16 protein-coding genes and 1 pseudogene are annotated in these 19,201 nt (G+C 61.6%); 8 read left to right on the forward strand and 9 right to left on the reverse strand.

The features are described from left to right. Positions 1-8 precede the first annotated feature (8 nt). The 3 genes and pseudogenes from EEQ99_RS21885 to EEQ99_RS21895 all read left to right on the forward strand — a co-directional run bounded on the left by EEQ99_RS21885 (position 9) and on the right by EEQ99_RS21895 (position 2,934). The gene (locus EEQ99_RS21885; RefSeq protein WP_047619133.1) at positions 9-950 is read left to right on the forward strand and encodes an ABC transporter ATP-binding protein; all 942 of its coding nucleotides are present in this window, start codon (positions 9-11) and stop codon (positions 948-950) included. A gap of 280 nt (positions 951-1,230) precedes the next feature. Next, positions 1,231-2,325: pseudogene (locus tag EEQ99_RS21890) on the forward strand (hypothetical protein). Positions 2,326-2,487: 162 nt separating this feature from the next. After that, positions 2,488-2,934, forward strand: a complete 447-nt coding sequence (locus EEQ99_RS21895) for a GNAT family N-acetyltransferase (protein ID WP_127431091.1) — start codon at positions 2,488-2,490, stop codon at positions 2,932-2,934. A gap of 90 nt (positions 2,935-3,024) precedes the next feature. Here the strand turns inward: EEQ99_RS21895 and EEQ99_RS21900 are convergent, their stop codons facing one another. The 9 genes from EEQ99_RS21900 to EEQ99_RS21940 form a co-directional block, all read right to left on the reverse strand. Continuing rightward, positions 3,025-3,768 (reverse strand): ABC transporter ATP-binding protein, encoded by a 744-nt coding sequence (locus EEQ99_RS21900; RefSeq protein ID WP_063473737.1) that lies wholly within the window; start codon positions 3,766-3,768, stop codon positions 3,025-3,027. Further along, positions 3,765-4,622, reverse strand: coding sequence for an ABC transporter ATP-binding protein (locus EEQ99_RS21905; protein ID WP_127431092.1), 858 nt, complete (start codon positions 4,620-4,622; stop codon positions 3,765-3,767). The genes EEQ99_RS21900 and EEQ99_RS21905 overlap by 4 nt, the downstream gene beginning before the upstream one ends. Beyond that, positions 4,619-5,554, reverse strand: coding sequence for an ABC transporter permease (locus EEQ99_RS21910; protein WP_127431093.1), 936 nt, complete (start codon positions 5,552-5,554; stop codon positions 4,619-4,621). Before EEQ99_RS21910 ends, EEQ99_RS21905 begins: the two co-directional genes overlap by 4 nt. A 4-nt stretch (positions 5,555-5,558) precedes the next feature. Beyond that, positions 5,559-6,656, reverse strand: coding sequence for an ABC transporter permease (locus tag EEQ99_RS21915; protein WP_127431094.1), 1,098 nt, complete (start codon positions 6,654-6,656; stop codon positions 5,559-5,561). Between the two features lie 5 nt (positions 6,657-6,661). Further along, positions 6,662-8,248, reverse strand: coding sequence for an ABC transporter substrate-binding protein (locus tag EEQ99_RS21920; RefSeq protein WP_127431095.1), 1,587 nt, complete (start codon positions 8,246-8,248; stop codon positions 6,662-6,664). A 67-nt stretch (positions 8,249-8,315) separates the two neighbouring features. Beyond that, positions 8,316-9,269 (reverse strand): dihydrodipicolinate synthase family protein, encoded by a 954-nt coding sequence (locus tag EEQ99_RS21925; protein ID WP_047619110.1) that lies wholly within the window; start codon positions 9,267-9,269, stop codon positions 8,316-8,318. A gap of 60 nt (positions 9,270-9,329) precedes the next feature. Continuing rightward, on the reverse strand, positions 9,330-10,205 hold the full coding sequence (locus EEQ99_RS21930) for an SMP-30/gluconolactonase/LRE family protein (protein ID WP_063473733.1): 876 nt from the start codon (positions 10,203-10,205) through the stop codon (positions 9,330-9,332). After that, the gene (locus tag EEQ99_RS21935) at positions 10,202-11,032 is read right to left on the reverse strand and encodes an NAD-dependent epimerase/dehydratase family protein (protein WP_063473732.1); all 831 of its coding nucleotides are present in this window, start codon (positions 11,030-11,032) and stop codon (positions 10,202-10,204) included. The genes EEQ99_RS21930 and EEQ99_RS21935 overlap by 4 nt, the downstream gene beginning before the upstream one ends. Before the next feature lie 21 nt (positions 11,033-11,053). Next, the gene (locus EEQ99_RS21940) at positions 11,054-11,767 is read right to left on the reverse strand and encodes a FadR/GntR family transcriptional regulator (protein ID WP_047619104.1); all 714 of its coding nucleotides are present in this window, start codon (positions 11,765-11,767) and stop codon (positions 11,054-11,056) included. 314 nt (positions 11,768-12,081) lie between these two features. Here EEQ99_RS21940 and EEQ99_RS21945 point away from each other — a divergent pair, with 314 nt between their 5' ends. The 5 genes from EEQ99_RS21945 to EEQ99_RS21965 all read left to right on the forward strand — a co-directional run bounded on the left by EEQ99_RS21945 (position 12,082) and on the right by EEQ99_RS21965 (position 19,200). Then, positions 12,082-14,019: an ABC transporter substrate-binding protein gene (locus EEQ99_RS21945; RefSeq protein ID WP_127431096.1), complete on the forward strand. Its 1,938-nt coding sequence runs from the start codon at positions 12,082-12,084 to the stop codon at positions 14,017-14,019. 120 nt (positions 14,020-14,139) lie between these two features. Beyond that, a complete protein-coding gene (locus EEQ99_RS21950) occupies positions 14,140-15,126 on the forward strand; it encodes an ABC transporter permease (protein ID WP_097543784.1) in 987 nt (328 codons plus the stop codon). 9 nt (positions 15,127-15,135) lie between these two features. Then, complete coding sequence (locus EEQ99_RS21955; protein WP_127431097.1) at positions 15,136-16,257, forward strand: ABC transporter permease; 1,122 nt, start codon at positions 15,136-15,138, stop codon at positions 16,255-16,257. A 7-nt stretch (positions 16,258-16,264) separates the two neighbouring features. Continuing rightward, complete coding sequence (locus EEQ99_RS21960; RefSeq protein WP_127431098.1) at positions 16,265-17,986, forward strand: ABC transporter ATP-binding protein; 1,722 nt, start codon at positions 16,265-16,267, stop codon at positions 17,984-17,986. After that, positions 17,983-19,200, forward strand: coding sequence for a mandelate racemase/muconate lactonizing enzyme family protein (locus EEQ99_RS21965; protein WP_047619092.1), 1,218 nt, complete (start codon positions 17,983-17,985; stop codon positions 19,198-19,200). The genes EEQ99_RS21960 and EEQ99_RS21965 overlap by 4 nt, the downstream gene beginning before the upstream one ends. Position 19,201 lies beyond the last annotated feature (1 nt).

Genomic DNA, 19,201 nt, shown 5'->3' on the forward strand with positions numbered 1-19,201 from the left:
ATATCAGGATGATTCATCTCGATCATGTGACCAAGAACTACGACGGAAGTGGCCAGCATGCGGTCGACAACCTCGATCTCCTGATCGAGACTGGTACGACGGTTGCCCTGATCGGTCCTTCGGGCTGCGGCAAAACCACGACCATGCGGATGATCAATCAGTTGGAGACCCCGACGACGGGACGTGTGCTGGTCGACGGCAGGGATATCGCCCGGGTCGACCAGAAGGAGCTGCGCCGCAGCATCGGCTATGTCATCCAGCAGGTCGGTCTGTTTCCGCATATGTCGATCGCACGCAATGTCGCGACCGTCCCGCGGCTTCTCGGTTGGGAAAAGGCGCGCAGCGATCGCCGCGTCGACGAACTCCTGGATCTCGTCGGTCTTGATCCGGCCATCATGCGGCAGCGCCTGCCGCATGAATTGTCAGGCGGGCAGCGCCAGCGCGTCGGTTTCGCGCGTGCACTCGCAGCCGACCCAGCAATCATGCTGATGGACGAACCGTTCGGCGCGATCGATCCGATCACCCGCGTCCGGCTTCAGGACGAATTCCGCGATATTTTGAGGAAGGTGAAGAAAACCGTCGTCATCGTCACGCATGACCTCGATGAGGCTATCAAGATGGGCGATCGCATTGCGATCATGCGGGATGGCCGCCTCCTTCAATATGATAGCCCGCAGGAAATCCTTGCGCGTCCCGTCAACGAATTCGTCGAGAGTTTCCTCGGCCCCGACCGAGCCATAAAGAGGCTCAGCTTGATTGCCGTATCGACGATCATGACCGCGCCGGAACCGTCCAACGGTGATGCCGAGATCGCCGCTGACGCCACGGTTCACGATGCCTTGGCGCTCATCCTGTCCGGTGAGATGCCGGGCCTGCATGTCAGGTCAGCCGATGGGACGCTTGCGGGATATCTGTCGCGAGACACCTTGTTGCGCGCCAATCGGCTGTAGAGCTCACCTGCTAAGCAAATGCGAGCGCGGCGCCGAGGACACGAATCATCGATATCCGGGCGCAACTCACCGACTCGCTCGCGGTGCGCGAAGGGATCAACATACCAATGCTACCCACGCGCGCTGAAAGGGATTGCCGATCGCCCGCCTCAGGCTGTAGATCGGTATCACACAATGGGATTGTGTGAAGCCGGTCGCAATCGCATCAACGCCGCTCGTTCATCATCGGCTGTCTGAAGCTTTACCAGCGCGCTGCGCTGTCACATAAGGGTCGACGCCATTGTCTTCGCTTGTTCTTCCTAGTCGCCCGCTTTCGTTGGCGCGCAACGTCATCTCCACGCCAAATGCTTACTTCTGGTCAACGCCTATCATCCTGGCACTGGCTATCTTTCTCTTCGTTTCGGAAGCGCCAGGCGTGATCCGCGATTACCAGATCAGCCAGAACCCCTTGGTGCTCGAAAACGGCGATGTGCAAAACGGGCGATGCACGACGCGCAAAGCCATCTTCACGGATTGCGAAGCACGCCTTGTCTACAATTACGGCGGACGGGACTACGACACCGAGGTCGAGGTCATGTTCGTCGATTTCCATACCGGCGACTACGAAACCGGCCTTGTGATATCAGCCGATCATCCGGAACTCGCGACGATGAGCCTAGGTCTGGATATGCTCTGGAACCGGATCATCACGCTGACTGTGTTTGTCATCCTGCTTGGCGGCATGAGCCTGGGTATGATTTTTCTCGGTATCCGCATTTGGCGGGTCAAGGGCCAACTGCGCCGGCCTGCCATGCTGACCCCTGTCCCGGTCGAGGTGACCGCATTCGACCGCAAACGCGGCGTCCTTTCCATCACCTATAATGACAAGATCGCCGCCGACAAAACGGGGCGATCGGCTTACACGCGCATGAAGAATGGAGAAGAGCCGCTCATCGTCGGTGAAGCCAAGGGCAAAGCGATCGGACTGGCTGTCAGGCACGGCAATACTGCTCTTCCGGTGCTTCTGGACGATCGTCTGTAGCGCGTCGAGCTTACGGATGATGAGCGTGCCGCCGCTCTTGCATCTCTCGCGTCTCAGCAAGAAGGCGATCGGAATGCGACGGTCTTGGTCGAAGAGCCCAAAAAGGCGGTATCGATCTGGAAGCGGCTGCAGATTTTCTTCGGTGTGTTGCTTCTGATCCTCGTCGGTGTGGTCGGCTTCTGGCTTTGGTACGTCACGAGCTCCACGACACAATTTCAATCGCCTGGCATGGATATCAACAATCTCATGCCGGCGCCGTTGAACGAGTGGGGATGCCAGCAGCTCAAGAAGCGGTTCGGTCAGGATCGTGCGCCGTTTGGTTGCGTCGCTGACGATTACACAAGTTGGAAATAGGGACTTTCAATGGCGGGCTCAGCCGGGAGGACTGGCTCGGCCTGCCTGGCGCCTAGCCATTTTGGGGATAAGCTCGGAAAAAATCTGCGGATGCAGGCAACACACCATTGCGAAACCAACCGCGCTCGGCAAATGTCACCTCACGTAGCGTGAGACAAGTTCATGTCATTTCGGATCGAACGTCTGGTTGAAAAACACGTCAGCGGCGCGGCCGACGTATTGGTAAGAGCCTATGCCCTGCCGCCGTGGAACGAGAGCTGGTCCCTTGAGGCGGCTGCGGAAAATGTGACCTATGTGCTTGAAACCCCTAGATCGGTTGCGCTGGCGGCGGTTGATGAAGGCAAGGTGCTCGGGATTGCGCTGGGCGTACGACAGCGGCGCCACACCGGCCCGGTGATTTACTTGGACGAGCTTTCAGTGCAACCCGACGCACAGGGTATGGGAATAGGCACTGCTCTGCTTTCTGCAATGTTTGAAACAGCCAAAGCTGAAGGGTGTAATAGCGTCTGGCTGATCTCGCAGCGAGGTGGGGCGCTGTCGGAGTTCTATCAGCGTTGCGGATTTGCTATGAGAGACGAGCTTGGCCTGTACTCCAGATCGAGCGGATAGTGCTGGATTGGGAGTCTCTGATCCGCCAGTGACGATCCTGAGGACGGCGGGCCTGCGACGACGTCGAGCCGCCGCGCATCGATCGAGAATTTACGCCTTTCCATACATCTGGCTCGCCCGCAGCAGGCGTTGCGAATAGGGATGCTCGACCGCGCCTCTGCGCAGGGCTGCGATATCGACCTGTTCGACGATCTCGCCGGCTTCCATGATGGCGACGCGGCTGCACATATGGGAGACGACGGCGAGATCATGGCTGACGAGCAGATAGGTGAGGCCGCGTTCCCGACGCAAATCCTGAAGGAGATTGAGGATTTCGGCCTGAACCGACACGTCGAGCGCAGATGTCGGTTCGTCGAGAAGCAGAACATCCGGGTCCAGCATCAGGGCGCGGGCGATCGCCACACGCTGCCGCTGTCCGCCGGACAGCTGGTGCGGAAATCGGTAGCTCAGCGCCGGATCGAGGCCGACCGATCTCAGGACGGCATTCACGTCGACGGAATTCGTATCCAGTCCCTGGTTGCGCAGCGGCTCTTTCAGCTGCGAGCGGATGGTTTTGCGCGGGTGGAGCGACCCGTAGGGGTCCTGGAACACCATCTGCACCCGGCGGAAGAACGGCCGGCTACGCTGCCGGTCCAGCGTCTCGCCCTGGAGCGAGATCCGGCCGTCATAATTGGCGTTGAGGCCGGAAAGCGCCCTTAGCACGGTGGATTTTCCGCAGCCGGACTCGCCGACCAGGCCGAAGGCCGTGCCGCTCTCGATGGCGAGGCTGATGTCTCTGACGACGGGTCGCTGGCCATGCCCGAAACGGATCGTGAGATTGTCGATCTTGATCACCGCGGCGCCTCCAATACGGGTTCGTCGAGCCAGGCCGGATCGCGCTTGAGGATCGGCAGCCGGGCAGGGGGATTCTCGATCGTCGGCAGGGATGCGAGAAGCCCTTGCGTATAGGGGTGTCTGGCCTTGTCGAGATCGCGCGCCTCGAGCACTTCGACGACCCGCCCCGCATACATGATGAGGACGCGATCGCAGAAATTCCTGATCAGATTGAGGTCGTGACTGATGAAGATCAGGCCGAGATTGCGGCGTAGCACGAGCTCGTCCAGCAGCGCCAGGATTTCGAGCCTTACCGTCACGTCGAGTGCCGACGTCGGCTCGTCGGCGATCAGCACTTCGGGTTCGGCGATCAGCATCATGGCGATCATCGCGCGCTGGCCCATCCCGCCGGAGATTTCGTGCGGATAAAGGCGGGCCACGCGCTCGGGATCGCGAATCTGGACGGCTTCGAGCATATCGAGCGCTTGGCGGGAGGTCTGCTTGGTGCTCGCCTTGGGATGATGTAAACGATAGGTTTCGGCGATCTGTTCGCCGATCCGCATGACAGGATTGAGCGAATATTTCGGGTCCTGCAGGATGAGCCCGATCCGCCGCCCCCTGATCGTCATCATCGTTTTCTCGTTTGCCTTGAGCAGATCCACGTCGCGAAAGCGCATCCGCTCGGCATTGACGATCGCGGTCGGCGGTAAGAGCTTCATGATCGCCCGCCCGACAGTGGATTTTCCCGATCCGGATTCACCGACGATCCCGAGTTTTTCCTGTCCGAGCGCGAAGCTGACGCCGCGCACGGCCCGCACCTGTCCACCGCCGAAGGCGATTTCGAGGTTTTGAATATCGATCAAGGGCTCGGTCATTCTGAACCTCGGGGATCAAGCACATCACGGAGCGCATCGCCGACGAGGTTGAAGGCGAGGCTGACCAGCGCAATGGCAATGCCGGGTGCGGCGATGACCCAGGGGCTGTCGAGCATGAACTCACGGCCGCTCGCGGCCATCGAGCCCCATTCCGGCCATGGCGGCTGGGCACCGAGGCCGAGGAAGCCGAGACCAGCGGCGGTGATGATGATGCCGGCCATATTGAGGGTGACGCGGACGATCACCGAGGGAATGCACATCGGCAGGATGTGGCGGGTGATGATTGCGATTGAGCTCGCGCCCTGCAGGCGCACGGCGGCGATATAGTCCGCCTTGCGAAGGCTGAGCGTTTCGGCCCGCGCGAGGCGCGCGATCGGCGGCCAGGCCGTCAGCGAAATTGCGACGATTGCGTTGGTGATGCCCGGTCCGAGCGCTGCGGCAAAACCGAGCGCCAGCACCAGCCCGGGGAAAGACAGGAAGATGTCGGTGACGCGCATCAGGATTTCATCGATGATGCCGCCGAAATAACCTGAGACGGTGCCGATCAGCAGGCCGAGCGGGGCGACGATGATCGTGACGAGCATGATGATGTAGAGCGTCGTGCGGGCGCCATAGATCACCCGGGAGAACACATCGCGGCCGAAATTGTCGGTGCCGAGCCAATGGCTTGCCGATGGGGCGGCAAGCCGCCCGGCCATGTCCTGGACGATCGGATCGTAGCTCGTCAGCAGGGGGGCGGCCGTCGCCACCACGATCAGCAGCACGATGATGGCGAGTCCGGCGAGGCCAAGCGGGTGCAGGCTGAATTTCAGCCAGCCCTGATGGATTTGCTGCGCGGACGATTGAAACCAGCCTCGAGGCTCCGGCGCGAGCAGCCATTTGCGAAAGCCGCCGGTGTCAACGCTGTCTGCGTGCTCAGAGGAAATCGTCATGGCGTCACCGTGTCCTCGGATCAAGAATGCGATAGAGGAAGTCCGACAGGATATTGATCGTCAGGAAGACGGCGCCGATCGTCAGCACAGAGCCCATGACGACATTCATGTCGTTCATCTGCAGCCCTCGGGTCAGGTACTGGCCGAGCCCCGGCCATCCGAAAACCGTTTCGATCAGCACCGCCCCTTCGAGCAGCCCGCCGAAGGTCAGCGCCATGATCGTCAAAAGCTGCACGCGGATGTTCTTGAAGGCATGGCGCCAGACAACCTTGCGGGTGCCGAGCCCCTTTGCCCGCGCAGTGATGATGTATTCCTGGCTGAGCTGCTCCAGCATGAAGCTGCGCGACATGCGGCTGATATAGGCGACGGAATAATAGCCGAGGATCGCCGCCGGCAGGATGATGTGGCCGAGAGCGTTGTGAAACACGTCCCATTGCTGCTGCAGCGCTGCGTCGATCAGGAGAAAGCCGGTCATGGGCGTGACGAGGCCTTCGTAGAAGACGTCGATGCGGCCGGATGCGCCGACGAGCTTGAGCTTGGCGTAGAAGATGAAGAGCGCCATCAGCCCGGTCCAGAAGATCGGAATGGAATGGCCGGCAAGGGCCACGATGCGGGCGACGTGGTCGATGACAGTTCCGCGTCTGACGGCAGCCGTGATCCCCAGGGGAACGCCGATGATGGCGCCGATGATCATGGCGATGACCGCAAGCTCGATGGTGGCGGGAAAGATCGTCATGAGGTCGGTGAGGATCGGCTGGCCGGTCGTCGCCGAGGTGCCGAGATCGCCTGTCGCGATCTTCCCGACATAGGCGAGGAACTGCATCCAGACGGGTTGCCCGAGTCCCAACTCATGATAGACGCGATCATAAACCTCCTTGCTGACCTCCGCCCCGGTGATGGCGAGCACCGGGTCGGCAGGCAGCAGACGGCCCATCGAAAAGGTCAGGAAGAGAAGGCCGAGCAACGTCGTCACCACAGCCACGACCCGCCCTGCCAAGCGCCGCAACAGGTTCACCAGAGGGTGCGGGGCCGCATCGGCGAACCCGCCCTCCGCAGAACGGGTGCCGCTCTCCCGCTTCGATGTCAGATCGGCGCTCGCCACGCGTTCTACTCCTTGGTAACGTCGTGCCAGCGCGTCGACCAGGTTGTGTGCCCGTGATAGTTCTTGACGTTGGCGCGCGTGACATAGGGGTCGGTTCGCTGGAAGAAGATGACGAGCGGCGAGGCCATGCCGGCATAGATGCCGTCCATCTTCTTGAAGATGTCAGTGCGCTTGCCCGTATCGCGCTCCTTCATCGATTGGTCGACGAGTGTGTTGAGCTCGTCCACTTTCATGCCGGCGCGCCAGAGATAATAGCTGCCGAGACGCGCCTCGTCGCTATTGTCGGGATTATAGGCATATTGCGTGGCGACAGCGAAAGGGTCAGGCAGTCGGGCGCCGGAATTGCCGAGCAGCACCTCGTATTTCCGCTCGCGGAAGGCGGGCGTGAATTCGCCGGGCACGAGATCGAGATCGAGGCCGGCAGCACGGGCGCTCGCCTGCAGCGCTTCGGCGAAGGGCAGTGTCGCCGCGCCCGATGGATTGAGCACCTTCTTCAGGCCATTGGGGTAGCCGGCTTCCGCCAGCAGTTGTTTGGCTTTGGCAGGATCATAGTCGTAGTGGGAGGCAGCTTCCTCGGGCGCGCCGATCATGCCGCGCGGGATCATCGACTGCCAGGGAAAACCGGTGTAGCGCATGATGTTGCCGGAGATCGCCTTCCAGTCGAAAGCATGCTGGAAGGCCTCGCGAACCTTCGGCTTCTGCAGATCCGGGTCTTTTTGGTTGAGGGCGATGTAATAGAAGCCCAGACCCGGAACGCTCTCGATCACCACGTCCTTGTTGTTGGACAGGGCATCGAGGTCGCCGCTTGCCAGATACTGGCCGACATCGACATCTCCGGCTTCGAGCTGCAGTCTGAGGTTACCGGATTCTGGGATATGCCGAGCGACGACGCGGGTCATGGCCGGCTTGCCGCCCCAGTAGTTCGGCTGCGCGTTGAAGATCGCAACATCGTTCGGCCGCCATTGCGCCAGCGCGAACGGGCCGCTGCCGGCAGAATTGGCAGAAAGCCAGGCGCCGCCGAAGTCGCCGTTTGCCTCATGCGAGAGTGCCGTCTTCTTGTCGATGATGCCGATCGACGAGCCGGCTAGCGAATAGAGCACCAGATCGGTGTTCACGGCCTGCGGCAGCTCGATCTCAAGCGTGTGTTCGTCCTTTGCCCGAACGAGCTTTTCGACGTTGTCTGATGTGAAGCCCCAGAGCGCGACATCGGTGGAGCCGACCTGGCCCATCTTGATAACGCGCTGGATCGACCAGGCGGCATCATCGGCTGTTACCTTGTTGCCGCTCTGGAAGACCGCGTCGTCGCGCAATGTCAGCGTGATGATCTTGCCGTCCGCCGAGACGCTCCATTGCGTCGCGAGCATCGGCTTCAGCGTTTTTAGATCGTCCGGTGACAGTTGCACGAGGTTGTCGTAGAGATTGGAGATCAGCTCGGAAACCGTGCGGGCATTGTTCTGGGCCGGATCGAGCGTTCTTATGCCGGTGAGATTCGTGCCGATGACCAGCATGTTTGGCGGCGATGCAGCCCAGCTCGGCTGTGCCGCCGTCAGGGCGCCCGTTATCGCGATCGTTGTCAGTAGCTGTTTCAGCATCTCAAGACCTCCCAATCCTGTGGCGCGGCCATGCCGGCACCTGTTGCTTGCGGAAATAATGTCGGCCTCAGACGGCGGCCTTTGAAGTCTCCTGCCGGTTCGGATCCGTTTGAACATTGCCCTCGGCCTCCCAGCTTCGAAGCAGCCGATGAAGTTCCTCGCGGTCATGCTGGTCGAGCAGCGGCAAGCCCGGCACACGCACCGGGCCGACATCGAGACCGGAATAGCTGACCGCCTCTTTCACGACGGTCACGTTGGCGCCGTTGCGGAATTTGGTCCGCATCCGCTCGAATGGTTCGAGCTTATTGACGATCGCTCGTGCCGCGGCGAAATCGCCATTTTCAAGCGCATCGTGGACGGCAAGCGAGAGCTTCGGTGCAACATTGACGAGACCGGAAGTGAAGCCGCGCGCACCGGCTGCGGTGAATGTCGGCGCCCAGCTTTCTGCTAGGCCGCAGACGAACAGTGCACCGGCCGGGTCGGCCGCCGGGATCGCTCGCGACAGCAGCATCAGATCGGTCGTCGCAAACTTGATACCGGCAATATTGCCGTGATTTGCGAGCCGAACGATCTCTGCGACACTGAAACCCTCGGCCCTGACATAAGCGACCAGCGGCAGGGCGGAAGCATCCGCAAGATTGCAGAAATAGTCGATCTGGGCCGAAGGTGCTGCGAAAGGATCGACGGGCTGATGCGACATCACGGCGGAGGCGCCGATGCGGGCCGCGTCCTTTGCCATGCCGACCGCCTCGCGCAGCGACCGGCCGATCGCCGCCGTCACCGGCGCCTTGCCGTCGACACCTGACACCGCCGCCTCGTGGACGATCCTGATCTCCTCAGGCGTCAACGCATAAAATTCCCCGGTATTGCCGGCGGCAACGATGTTGTGGATGCCTGCTGCCGCCACCCGCTCATAGACCTTCGCCGTGATCCGGGGGTCGACTTCGCCGCTGCCGTCATAGGCGGTGACGGGAACACCCGATACGCCTGTGAGCGCCTTGCGCATGATTGCGATGCTCATCTTTCTTCCCCCTTAGCTTTCCATCAATCCGCCGTCACCCGACGGGTGATCGGCACGCTGTCATCCGAAACGGAAGGGCGCCAAGCCCTCTGCGTCCGCGTCGAAGGCGATGACCGTTCCCGCCTCGAAGCGTCCAGTGCGGTCGGTCGACAGGCTCGTGACGTAGAGGGTGCGCAGATCCGGCCCTCCGAAACACGGCATGGTCGGTGCGGCGACCGGCAGAATGTAGATCTCGACGATTTCGCCGTCGGGCGATATCCGGTTGAGGCGACCGGCGGATACGCCGGCGCTCCAGTAAAAGCCGTCACGATCGATGGCCGCTCCGTCCGGCCGCCCGTCGTCTTCCGTGAAGCTGCGAAGCCGGCGTCCTTCGCCGATTTCGCCCGTCGCCGGATTGAAATCGAATGCCTGCAGGAAACATTGCCGGCTGTCGGAGTGATACATCCGCCGGCCATCCGGCGACCAGGCAAGACCGTTGGAGCTCGTCAGTCCCGTTGCCACCGTCCGCGCGCTGCCGTCGGCGCCGACCCGGAAAAGAGCGGCGTCGTTTACTTGCGGCTTGGCTTCGCTGATCGAGCCGACCCAGAAGTGTCGGTCGGGACCGACCTTGCCATCGTTGAGGCGGCCATTGATGTGGCGCCCGACCGGATCGCACAGGAACTCGAGATCGCCCGAGGCGGGCTCGAAGAGGTGGACGCCTGTCTGGAGGCCCACGACGATCCTGTTGTCACGGCAGAGCCCGAGGCTGCCGACCGGAGCCGGCATGTCGAAGCGGTCGACCTTCCCTTGCGCGGAGATGCGGACAACTGCCGGCGCCAGGATATCGACGAGCCACAGCGTGCCGGTCCGCTCGTCCCATACCGGGGATTCACCGACCGTCAGCGGTTGCTGGATCACGGAACGGACGTCCGGGCGGATGATGCGCGGTGCCGTCATGGAACCATCTCCAGGCTCTCGGCCAAGCCCTCGGCGTCCCGCATGCGGATGGTGCCGTCGTGATTGATCTCACAGAAGCCGCCACCCTGGAACGCAAGCGCCACCGGCCCTTCGGATCCCTGCTCGATGCGGGCATGGTCGCGTGGCCGGTCCTGTGGCTGGTAGCCGAGCCTCGCTGCCAGTTCGTTGTCCCACCATTTCTCGTCGGTGTCAGAAACACCATAGACCACCGTCGCGGCGATCGACGGGTGCGACAGGCCGATCCTGACCAATTGCGCCAGGTCTCGTGCGCTGATCCAGATCGCGACGGATCGCTCGCTGTTGGGATAGGTGCCGGCATTGCCGATGCGGATCGAAAGGGAGCGAATGCCCGATGTGTCGTAGTAGAGCCCCGCCACCAGTTCGCCCCAGCATTTGGAAAGCCCATAAGGGCTGTCCGGGCGCATCGGATCGAGCGGCGAGACGAGCTGGCCGCGCGGATAAAAGCCGGTGGCATGATTGCTCGAGGCATAGACGACCCTGGGAATTTTGTTGATCCGCGCCGCCTCGTAGAGATTGTAGGTTCCCAGCACATTGGCCTGCAGGATGGCGTTCATATCGATGCCGCTTGCAATGCCCGCCAGGTGGACGATGCCGTCGATATCTTCAAGCGCAGCGGTGGCCTCATCGACATTGGCGAGATCGGCCTTCACGAAATGCTCGTTTTCGCCAAGCCCGGCAGGCTCCTCGAGATCGATCAGGCGCAGATGCTCGACATGCGAGCGAAGCAGCGGGCGCAGCAGCGTTCCGACACGTCCGGCGGCACCCGTCACAGCGACCCGTTTCATCGTTCTTCCTCCCATTCTCGCTCAAACGCCCTGGAACATGCGGGCGCGAGCATTCAGTATGTGTCTCTTCATCGCATCGTGAGCGTCGGTTTCCCGCCGCGCGAAGATCGCCTCCACGATCACCGCATGCTCATCCTGGACGCTGCGAATCTGCTCCAGCGTTCGTTTCAAGCTCAGGCTTCGTGTCACGGAATGCCCGATGGCGAAATGCGGCCTGAACCATTCACGAACGGTGATGTGGAACTGGTTGCCGGTCGCCATGGCGATGGCATCATGCAGTGCCTGGTCTTCCTCGGCGCCAAGCTCCCCGTTGCGCAGGCATTGCTCGATCGCAAGAAGCGCTGCCGTTATCCGCTCCCTGTCATCCGGCTGCCAGTTTCGTGCGGCAAGCTCCGCAGCCTCCGCTTCGAGGCCGGCGCGGAATTCGAAAAAGCGCTGGACATCGGCGAGCGAGCCGACCGGCACCATTTTCAGCATCGACGAATCCGGCCTTTGCCGAACATAGGAGCCGGATCCCTTGCGCGAAACGACCAGGCCATCGGCTCTTAAACGTTCGAGCGCCTCACGCACGACGGGCCTCGAGGCGCCGAAATCCGCGGCGAGCTTCGTTTCCGACGGCAGTCGTTCGTTCACCGGAAAGTTGCCGTCGGCGATCATCCCCACGATCTTCTCGTAGATGATGTCGCTGAAGCGCGTTGCGCCTCTGTTGGAAACGGCGTCGACTGCGAAAGTCATTATGGTCCTTTTCTCTCAAGCCACGCGGCGCCCCACGTACTCCCTGTCGCCGATCGTGAGGTCTTCTGTGTGGCCTACAGAATCTGACAGATCTGCCGCCGTTTTTGGTCTGGCGACAGTATTTTCAGAGGCATGACGCCTGCGGTGTCTGGCTGCATCGCTATCGAATTTGTAAATATCTGTCAACTCTTGTAATCATTTGAGAACGTGTCTATGGTTCGGTCCCAGCGCCGAGGAGGGCGCAAGCGGCAGGTCGGGAGCCCGCCGCATCAGCTGGTGCAAAAGCTGTGCCGGCGCAAAAAGGGAGGAACTCGATGCCCAATGAAATTCTGTCGCGTGGTGTCACACGCCGCGCCGTGCTTGGTGGCATGGCTGGCGTCGCAGCGCTGTCCATCGCCGGCCGCGCTTTCGCCGCAGGCGGCGAAGCGCCGGCACTTGCGCAGCTCGTCAAAGACGGAAAACTGCCGCCGCTTGCCGAGCGCCTGCCGAAAAAGCCGATGGTGGTGACGCCGTACGAGAAAGTCGGCACCTATGGCGGCTCGCTGCGGCGCGGCCTTCGCGGTTCATCGGACCATAACGGCATCCTGCGCATGGTCGGCAACCAGAGCCTTGTGCGCTGGAACCTCGATTTTACCGCCGTGCAGCCGAACCTTGCCGAACGCTGGGAAGTTAGCGACGACGCAACCCAATTCACCTTCCATCTGATCGAAGGTGTTCGCTGGTCCGACGGCCACCCCTTCACGGCCGACGACGTCGTTTTTGCGATCGAAGACTGCGTCAAGAACACCGAGCTCTACAGCTCGACACCGGCGCAGCTTGCCGTCGCCGGCAAGCCGGTCACGGTCGAGAAGATCGACGATTATACGGTGAAGTTCACCTTTGCGGCGGCCAACGCGCTTTATCTCGAAAACCTCGCCACGCCGCTCGGTCAGCATCCGACATTGTTCCCGAAGCATTACTGCAGTCAGTTCCTGCCGAAATACAATCCCAATATCGAGGCCGATGCGAAGAAGGCCGGCGTCACCAGCTGGACGGAGCTGTTCCGCAGCCGTTGCGGCGATATCGAGATCCCGTCGCGGTGGGGCAATGTCGACAAGCCGACGCTCGATCCGTGGGTGGTCAAGGAGCCCTATGCCGGGGGTGCCACGCGCGTCGTCATGACCCGCAATCCCTATTTCTGGCAGGTCGATACCGAGGGCAACCAGCTTCCCTACATCGATGAAATCAACTTCGGCATCTCGCAGGACGTCGAATCGCTGATGCTGAACGTCATCTCCGGAAAGATCGATATCCAGGAACGCCATATCAGCGTTCTGGCCAACAAGCCGACGCTGTCCCAGAACATGGAGAAAGGCGATTATCGTCTGCTGACGCTGGTGCCTTCGGCCTCGCAACAGTGCCAGATCTACTTCAACATCACCCACAAAGATCCTGCCATGCGCAAGATGTTTGCGGATAAGGCGTTCCGGCAAGCGCTCTCAATCGGCATCAATCGCCCGGAACTCATCGACATCGTCTATTTCGGACAGAGCGAACCCTACCAGGCCGGACCGCGTCCGACCCATCCCTGGTATAACGAGAAATACGCGCGCCAGTTCACCGAATATGATGTCGACAAGGCGGGCGCGATGCTCGATGAAGCCGGCTACAAGAAGGGCAGCGACGGTTTCCGGCTGCGGCCCGACGGCCAGAAAGTGTTCTTCTCGATCGACGTCATTCCGACGCTCTATCCAGACCTCGTCGATGCCCTGGAATTGGTCAAGACGCATTGGGCTCAGATCGGTATAGACATGAAGGTCAACACGATCGAGCGGGCGCTCTATTACACTCGCGGCGACGACAACGCCCATGATGCGGCGGTGTGGCCGGGTCCTGGCGGTCTCGATCCGATGCTCGATCCGCGCGATTTCTTCGCCTTCCATCCTCAAGGATCGCGTTACGCCATTCCGTGGACGCTTTGGTACACCTCCAACGGTGCCCGCGGCGAAGAGCCCCCGGAAAGCCAGAAGAAGCGCATGAAGCTCTTCGACGAAGCGCGTTCGACGGCCGATCTCGACAAGCGCGGCGCGATCATGAAGCAGATCTTCGATATCGCGGCGGAAGAGTTCGAGACAGTCGGCCTATGCCTTGCCGTCGGCGGCTTCGGCATCATCCGCAACAATCTGCGCAATGTTCCCGAGAAGGAGCCGGATAGCTGGTCCTGGCCCAATCCGGGGCCTGCGATGCCGCAGCAATTCACCTTTACGAGCTGATTTCGATCTTGGCGCCGTGCCCAACGGTACGGCGCTTTCTTTCAGTTCGCCCTCCGATATGCCTTGCCGGCTGACGGCCGACAGGGCCCGGAGGGCGGCGTTCAATGCAAGAGGCGCCTCATGCTGATCTTTATCGCCAAACGCTTCCTATGGATGATTCCATCGCTGTTTGCCGTCAGCTTCCTCGCTTTCGTGTTGATCCAGCTGCCGCCGGGCGACTATGTCACGACCTATATTGCGACGCTGGCCGCCTCCAACGAGATCGTCGATCAGAACACGGCGGCACAATTGCGCGAGCGCTTCGGCCTCGGCGATCCGATGCTCGTCCAATATTTCAAATGGATCTGGGGCATCCTCTCGCGCGGCGATTTCGGCATTTCCTTCGAGTGGCAGCAACCGGTCTCCGACCTGATCTGGGAGCGCATGGCGCTGACCCTCGTCCTGGCTCTGTCGACATTGATCGCCACCTGGGCGATCGCCCTGCCGATCGGCGTTTTCTCCGCCGTGCGCAAATATTCCATCGGCGACTATTTCTTCACCGCCTTCACCTTCTTCGGCCTGGCCGTTCCGTCTTTCCTGCTGGCGCTGGTGCTGATGTATATCGCGGCGGTCGAATTCGGCCAGGATGTCGGCGGGTTGTTTTCGCCGGAATACGAGAACGCGTCCTGGAGCTTCGCCAAGATGGTCGACCTGTTCTCGCATCTCTGGCTTCCCGTCATCATCCTGGCCGTCTCTTCGACGGCAAGCCTCATTCGCGTGATGCGCGCGAATATGCTCGACGAACTGCCGAAGCCTTATGTGACCACGGCACGGGCAAAGGGGCTCTCGGAGTTCCGGCTGCTGATGAAATATCCTCTGATGATCGCGCTCAATCCCTTCATCTCGACGATTGCCTGGCTGCTGCCCAACCTCATTTCCGGCTCCGTCGTCGTCGCCATCGTCCTCAATCTGCCGACGGCAGCACCCCTGCTGCTGCAGGCGCTGATGGCCCAGGACATGTATCTCGCCGGCGCCTTCGTTCTGCTGATCTGCGCGCTGACGCTGATAGGCTCTCTGATCAGCGACATCCTGCTTGCGCTGGTCGATCCCCGCATCCGGTTGGAATAGGAGCCTCACGTGGCCGACATCACCGTTACAAATATTCAGCCGGATCGCGCTGCCGTCGCATCGCAGTGGCAGCTCATCTGGTGGGCTTTCCGCCGCCACCGGCTCGCCATGGTCGCGCTCGTCGTCACCGTGATGATGTATATCGTCGCCCTTGTTCCCGGTTTCTTCGCCATCAACGATCCGAACCTGCAAAATGCGCGGGCGACTTTTCACCCGCCGCAGAAATTGCATCTGATCGATACTGCGAACGGTTTCTCCTTCGGCCCGCATTATTACCCGATGAAGCTGACTCGCGATCCGGAAACGCTGGCCGCTATCTTCAAGGAAGACACGACGAAGCGTGTCGACGTCCAGTTTTTCGGGCGCGGCTATGAATATTCCGTGTTCGGCCTGTTCGACACCAACATCCATCTGATCGCCTCGCCCGACAAGATGACGCCGCTGCTTCTCTTCGGTGCCGACAGGCTGGGGCGCGATGTCTTCAGCCGAACGGTACAGGGCTCGCAGATATCGTTGTCGATCGGCCTCGTTGGCGTATTCTTCTCGCTGATTCTCGGCATCGTGCTCGGCGGCATCTCGGGATACTACGGCGGCCGCATCGATTTCTTCCTGCAGCGGGTGATCGATTTCGTGCTGTCGCTGCCGACGATCCCGATCTGGCTGGCCATGGCCGCGGCCCTGCCGCAGGATTGGCCGGCGACGCTGCAATATATGATGATCACGATCATCCTGTCGCTGACCGGCTGGGCGCAGCTTGCCCGCGTCGTTCGCGGCCGCTTCCTGTCCCTGCGCACCGAAGAATTCGTCGCCGCCGCCAGGCTCGACGGCGTTCGCGAAAGACGCATCATCTTTCGCCACATGCTGCCGAGCTTCGCCAGCCACATCATTGCCTCGATCACGCTTGCGGTGCCGGCGATGATCCTTGCCGAAACCTCACTCTCCTTCCTGGGGCTTGGGCTGCAGCCGCCGACCATCTCCTGGGGCGTGCTGTTGCGCGAGGCCCAGAACATTCGCTCGATCGCCACGGCACCGTGGCTCTTCATGCCGGGCTGCGCCGTCGTCGTTGCCGTGATGGCGCTCAACCTTCTCGGCGATGGCCTGCGCGATGCAGCCGATCCCTACAACAAATGAGGCCGGCATGACCGATATCGTTCCCATTGCCGGCAAGCCGCTGCTGCAGGTGAAAAATCTGACCGTCGAATTCCCGCTGCGCACCGGCGTCTTTCGCGCCGTCAGCGATCTGTCCTTCACGATCGAGCCGGGCAAGACGCTCTGTGTCGTCGGCGAAAGCGGATCGGGAAAGTCGGTGACGGCGCGTTCGATCCTGCAGATCGTCGATGCGCCCGGCCGTATCTCCGGCGGATCGATCATCTTGAACGATCAGAACGGCGGCTCGATCGATCTGACCAGTCTCAATCCGCGTGGGCGCCAGATCCGGGCGATCCGCGGCCGCGACATCGCCATGATTTTCCAGGAGCCGATGTCGTCACTGTCGCCGATCCACACGGTCGGCAACCAGATCGTCGAGGCGCTTCGCCTTCACACCAGGATGAGCAAGGCAGAGGCGCGCGCCGAGGCCATATCGCTGCTCAAGCAGGTCGAGATTCCCTCGCCGGAAAAGGCGCTCGACCGATATGCCTTCCAATATTCCGGCGGCATGCGCCAGCGCGCGATGATAGCCATGGCGCTCGCCTGCAAACCGCAGCTCCTGATCGCCGACGAACCGACCACGGCCCTCGACGTGACGACACAGGCCGAAATTCTCGACCTGATCGCCCGGCTGCAGAAGGCCAAGGGCATGGCCGTTCTGTTCATCACCCATGACATGGGCGTCGTCGCGCAGATCGCCGACGATGTGCTCGTCATGCACAATGGCGTCGCCAAGGAATATGCGCCGGTCGAGCAGATCTTTCATGCACCGAAAGACGACTATACCCGCATGCTGATCGGCTCGGTGCTGAAGCTGGAAGCGAAGGCCGAAATTCGGCTGGCGCGCGCCCCGCTCGACACGACGGCGCCACCGATCCTCGAACTCCGCAATGTATCGATGGATTTCGGTGAAGTGAAAGCGCTGGACGATGTTTCCATTTCGCTTCTGCCGGGCGAGACGCTTGGGATCGTCGGCGAAAGCGGATCCGGGAAGACGACGATGGGCCGCTCGATCATGCGGCTGATTGATCCCACAGCAGGCGAAATCCTCTATCGCCGCGCCGACGGCGACATCATCGATCTGGCAACGGCAAAGGGTCAGACGCTCGCCGCCGCACGGCGGGAATTGCGGATGGTGTTTCAGGATCCTTTCGGCTCCCTCAACCCACGCATGACCGTCTCCCAGATCATCGGCGAGCCGCTGCTCGTCAATGGCGTGGCAAAGGGGCGGGCGCTGGACGAGCGCGTTTGCCACCTCATGGAGCAGGTCGGCCTAGACCCGAGGGCGCGCGAACGCTACCCGCACGCATTCTCCGGCGGCCAGCGCCAGCGCATCGGCATTGCCCGCGCCATCACACTCAATCCGCGTGTCATCGTTGCCGATGAGGCGACCTCGGCGCTCGACGTCTCCGTGCGCTCGCAGGTGCTCGATCTCCTGATGCGCCTGCAGGACGAACTCGGCCTCGCCTATATCTTCATCAGTCATGACATCGGCGTCATCCGCTACATGTGCGACCGTGTCGGCGTCATGTACAAAGGCCAACTCGTCGAAATCGGCGATGCGGAGAAAGTCTGCCGCACGCCCGAGCACGCCTATACGCAGGCGCTCATATCAGCCATCCCGCGCCCCGATCCGCGCGACCGCGATCATTCGCGGCGTTTCCGCTACGTCGCGCCGGAGATTCTGAAGAATGGGAGTTCTCTGCGATGAAAATCACCGGGATCCGCACGTTTCTCATGCATGCCGGTCAGCCCGATCCCTCCAAATGGGCCTCGGACGAGCGCTCCGGAGATGGTGCGTCCAGACAACTCGCCGGCACCCGGAACTGGCTCTTTCTGAAGATCGATACCGACGAGGGCATCACCGGTATTGGTGAATGCTCCGGCTGGCCGCGCGTCATCGAGACGGCGATCCATGATCTTGCACCCCTCCTTATCGGCGAGGATCCGGCCCATATCGAACGGCTGTGGCAGAAGATGCATATCGCCATGATGGGTCACGGCATGCTCGGGACGGTCGGTGGCGGTGCGATGACCGGCATCGACATGGCGCTCTGGGACATCAAGGGCAAGGCGCTCGGCGTGCCAGTCTGGATGCTGCTCGGCGGCAAGGTGCGTGACCGGATCCCGATCTATTCGCATGCGAATACGCCCGAGCGCGCGCTTGCCATCAAGGAGCGCGGCATCAAGGCGATCAAATGCGGCGGGGTTGCCGATCCCGTTCGCAAGGTTGCAGCTCTCCGCGACGCCGTCGGCGACGACATGGACATCGCCATCGATCTGCATGGGCCGCCATGGCTGACGCCAGCCGATGCCTGCCGGCTGGTGCGGGCGCTCGAACCTTACGAGCTGATGTGGGTCGAAGATCCGATCGCGCCCGACAATATCGACGGCTACCGGCGCATCCGCGACGCAGCCCATGTGCCGCTCGCGGCTGGCGAGCGCTCGGCGACTATCTTCGGCGAGCGCGAGCTCATCGAGAAGGAACTGGTCGACGTGATCCAGCCGGATACCGGCCGGGCCGGCGGCATCACCCAGATGAAGAAGATCGCCGCCATGGCCGAGGCGCATCATATCCAGATGGCGCCGCATTCGGGCTCGCTCGGGCCGGTGGCGGAATATGCCGCCTTGCATCTGCTTGCGGCGATCCCGAACGCCCTCATTCTCGAGCGCCTTGACGACGACTGGGACGGCCGCCGCCAGACGATCGTGCCGCACCCCGTTCAGGTCGACGGCCTGATTGCGGTTCCGGACGGGCCGGGGCTCGGCTGCGATATCGACGAAGCATTCGTCGCTCGTTTTCCGAGCGGCGGCAATGTCTCCGTTCCCGTGCCGGAAGCTGCCGGCTCCTATAATCCCGGAACCTACAAAGAGCATCTCTACGTGCAGACGCGCGTCGCACGCCGCAGCTATTTCAATCGCTAGA

The sequence above is a fragment of the Rhizobium anhuiense genome (assembly GCF_003985145.1).
Taxonomy (GTDB): Bacteria; Pseudomonadota; Alphaproteobacteria; order Rhizobiales; family Rhizobiaceae; genus Rhizobium; species Rhizobium anhuiense.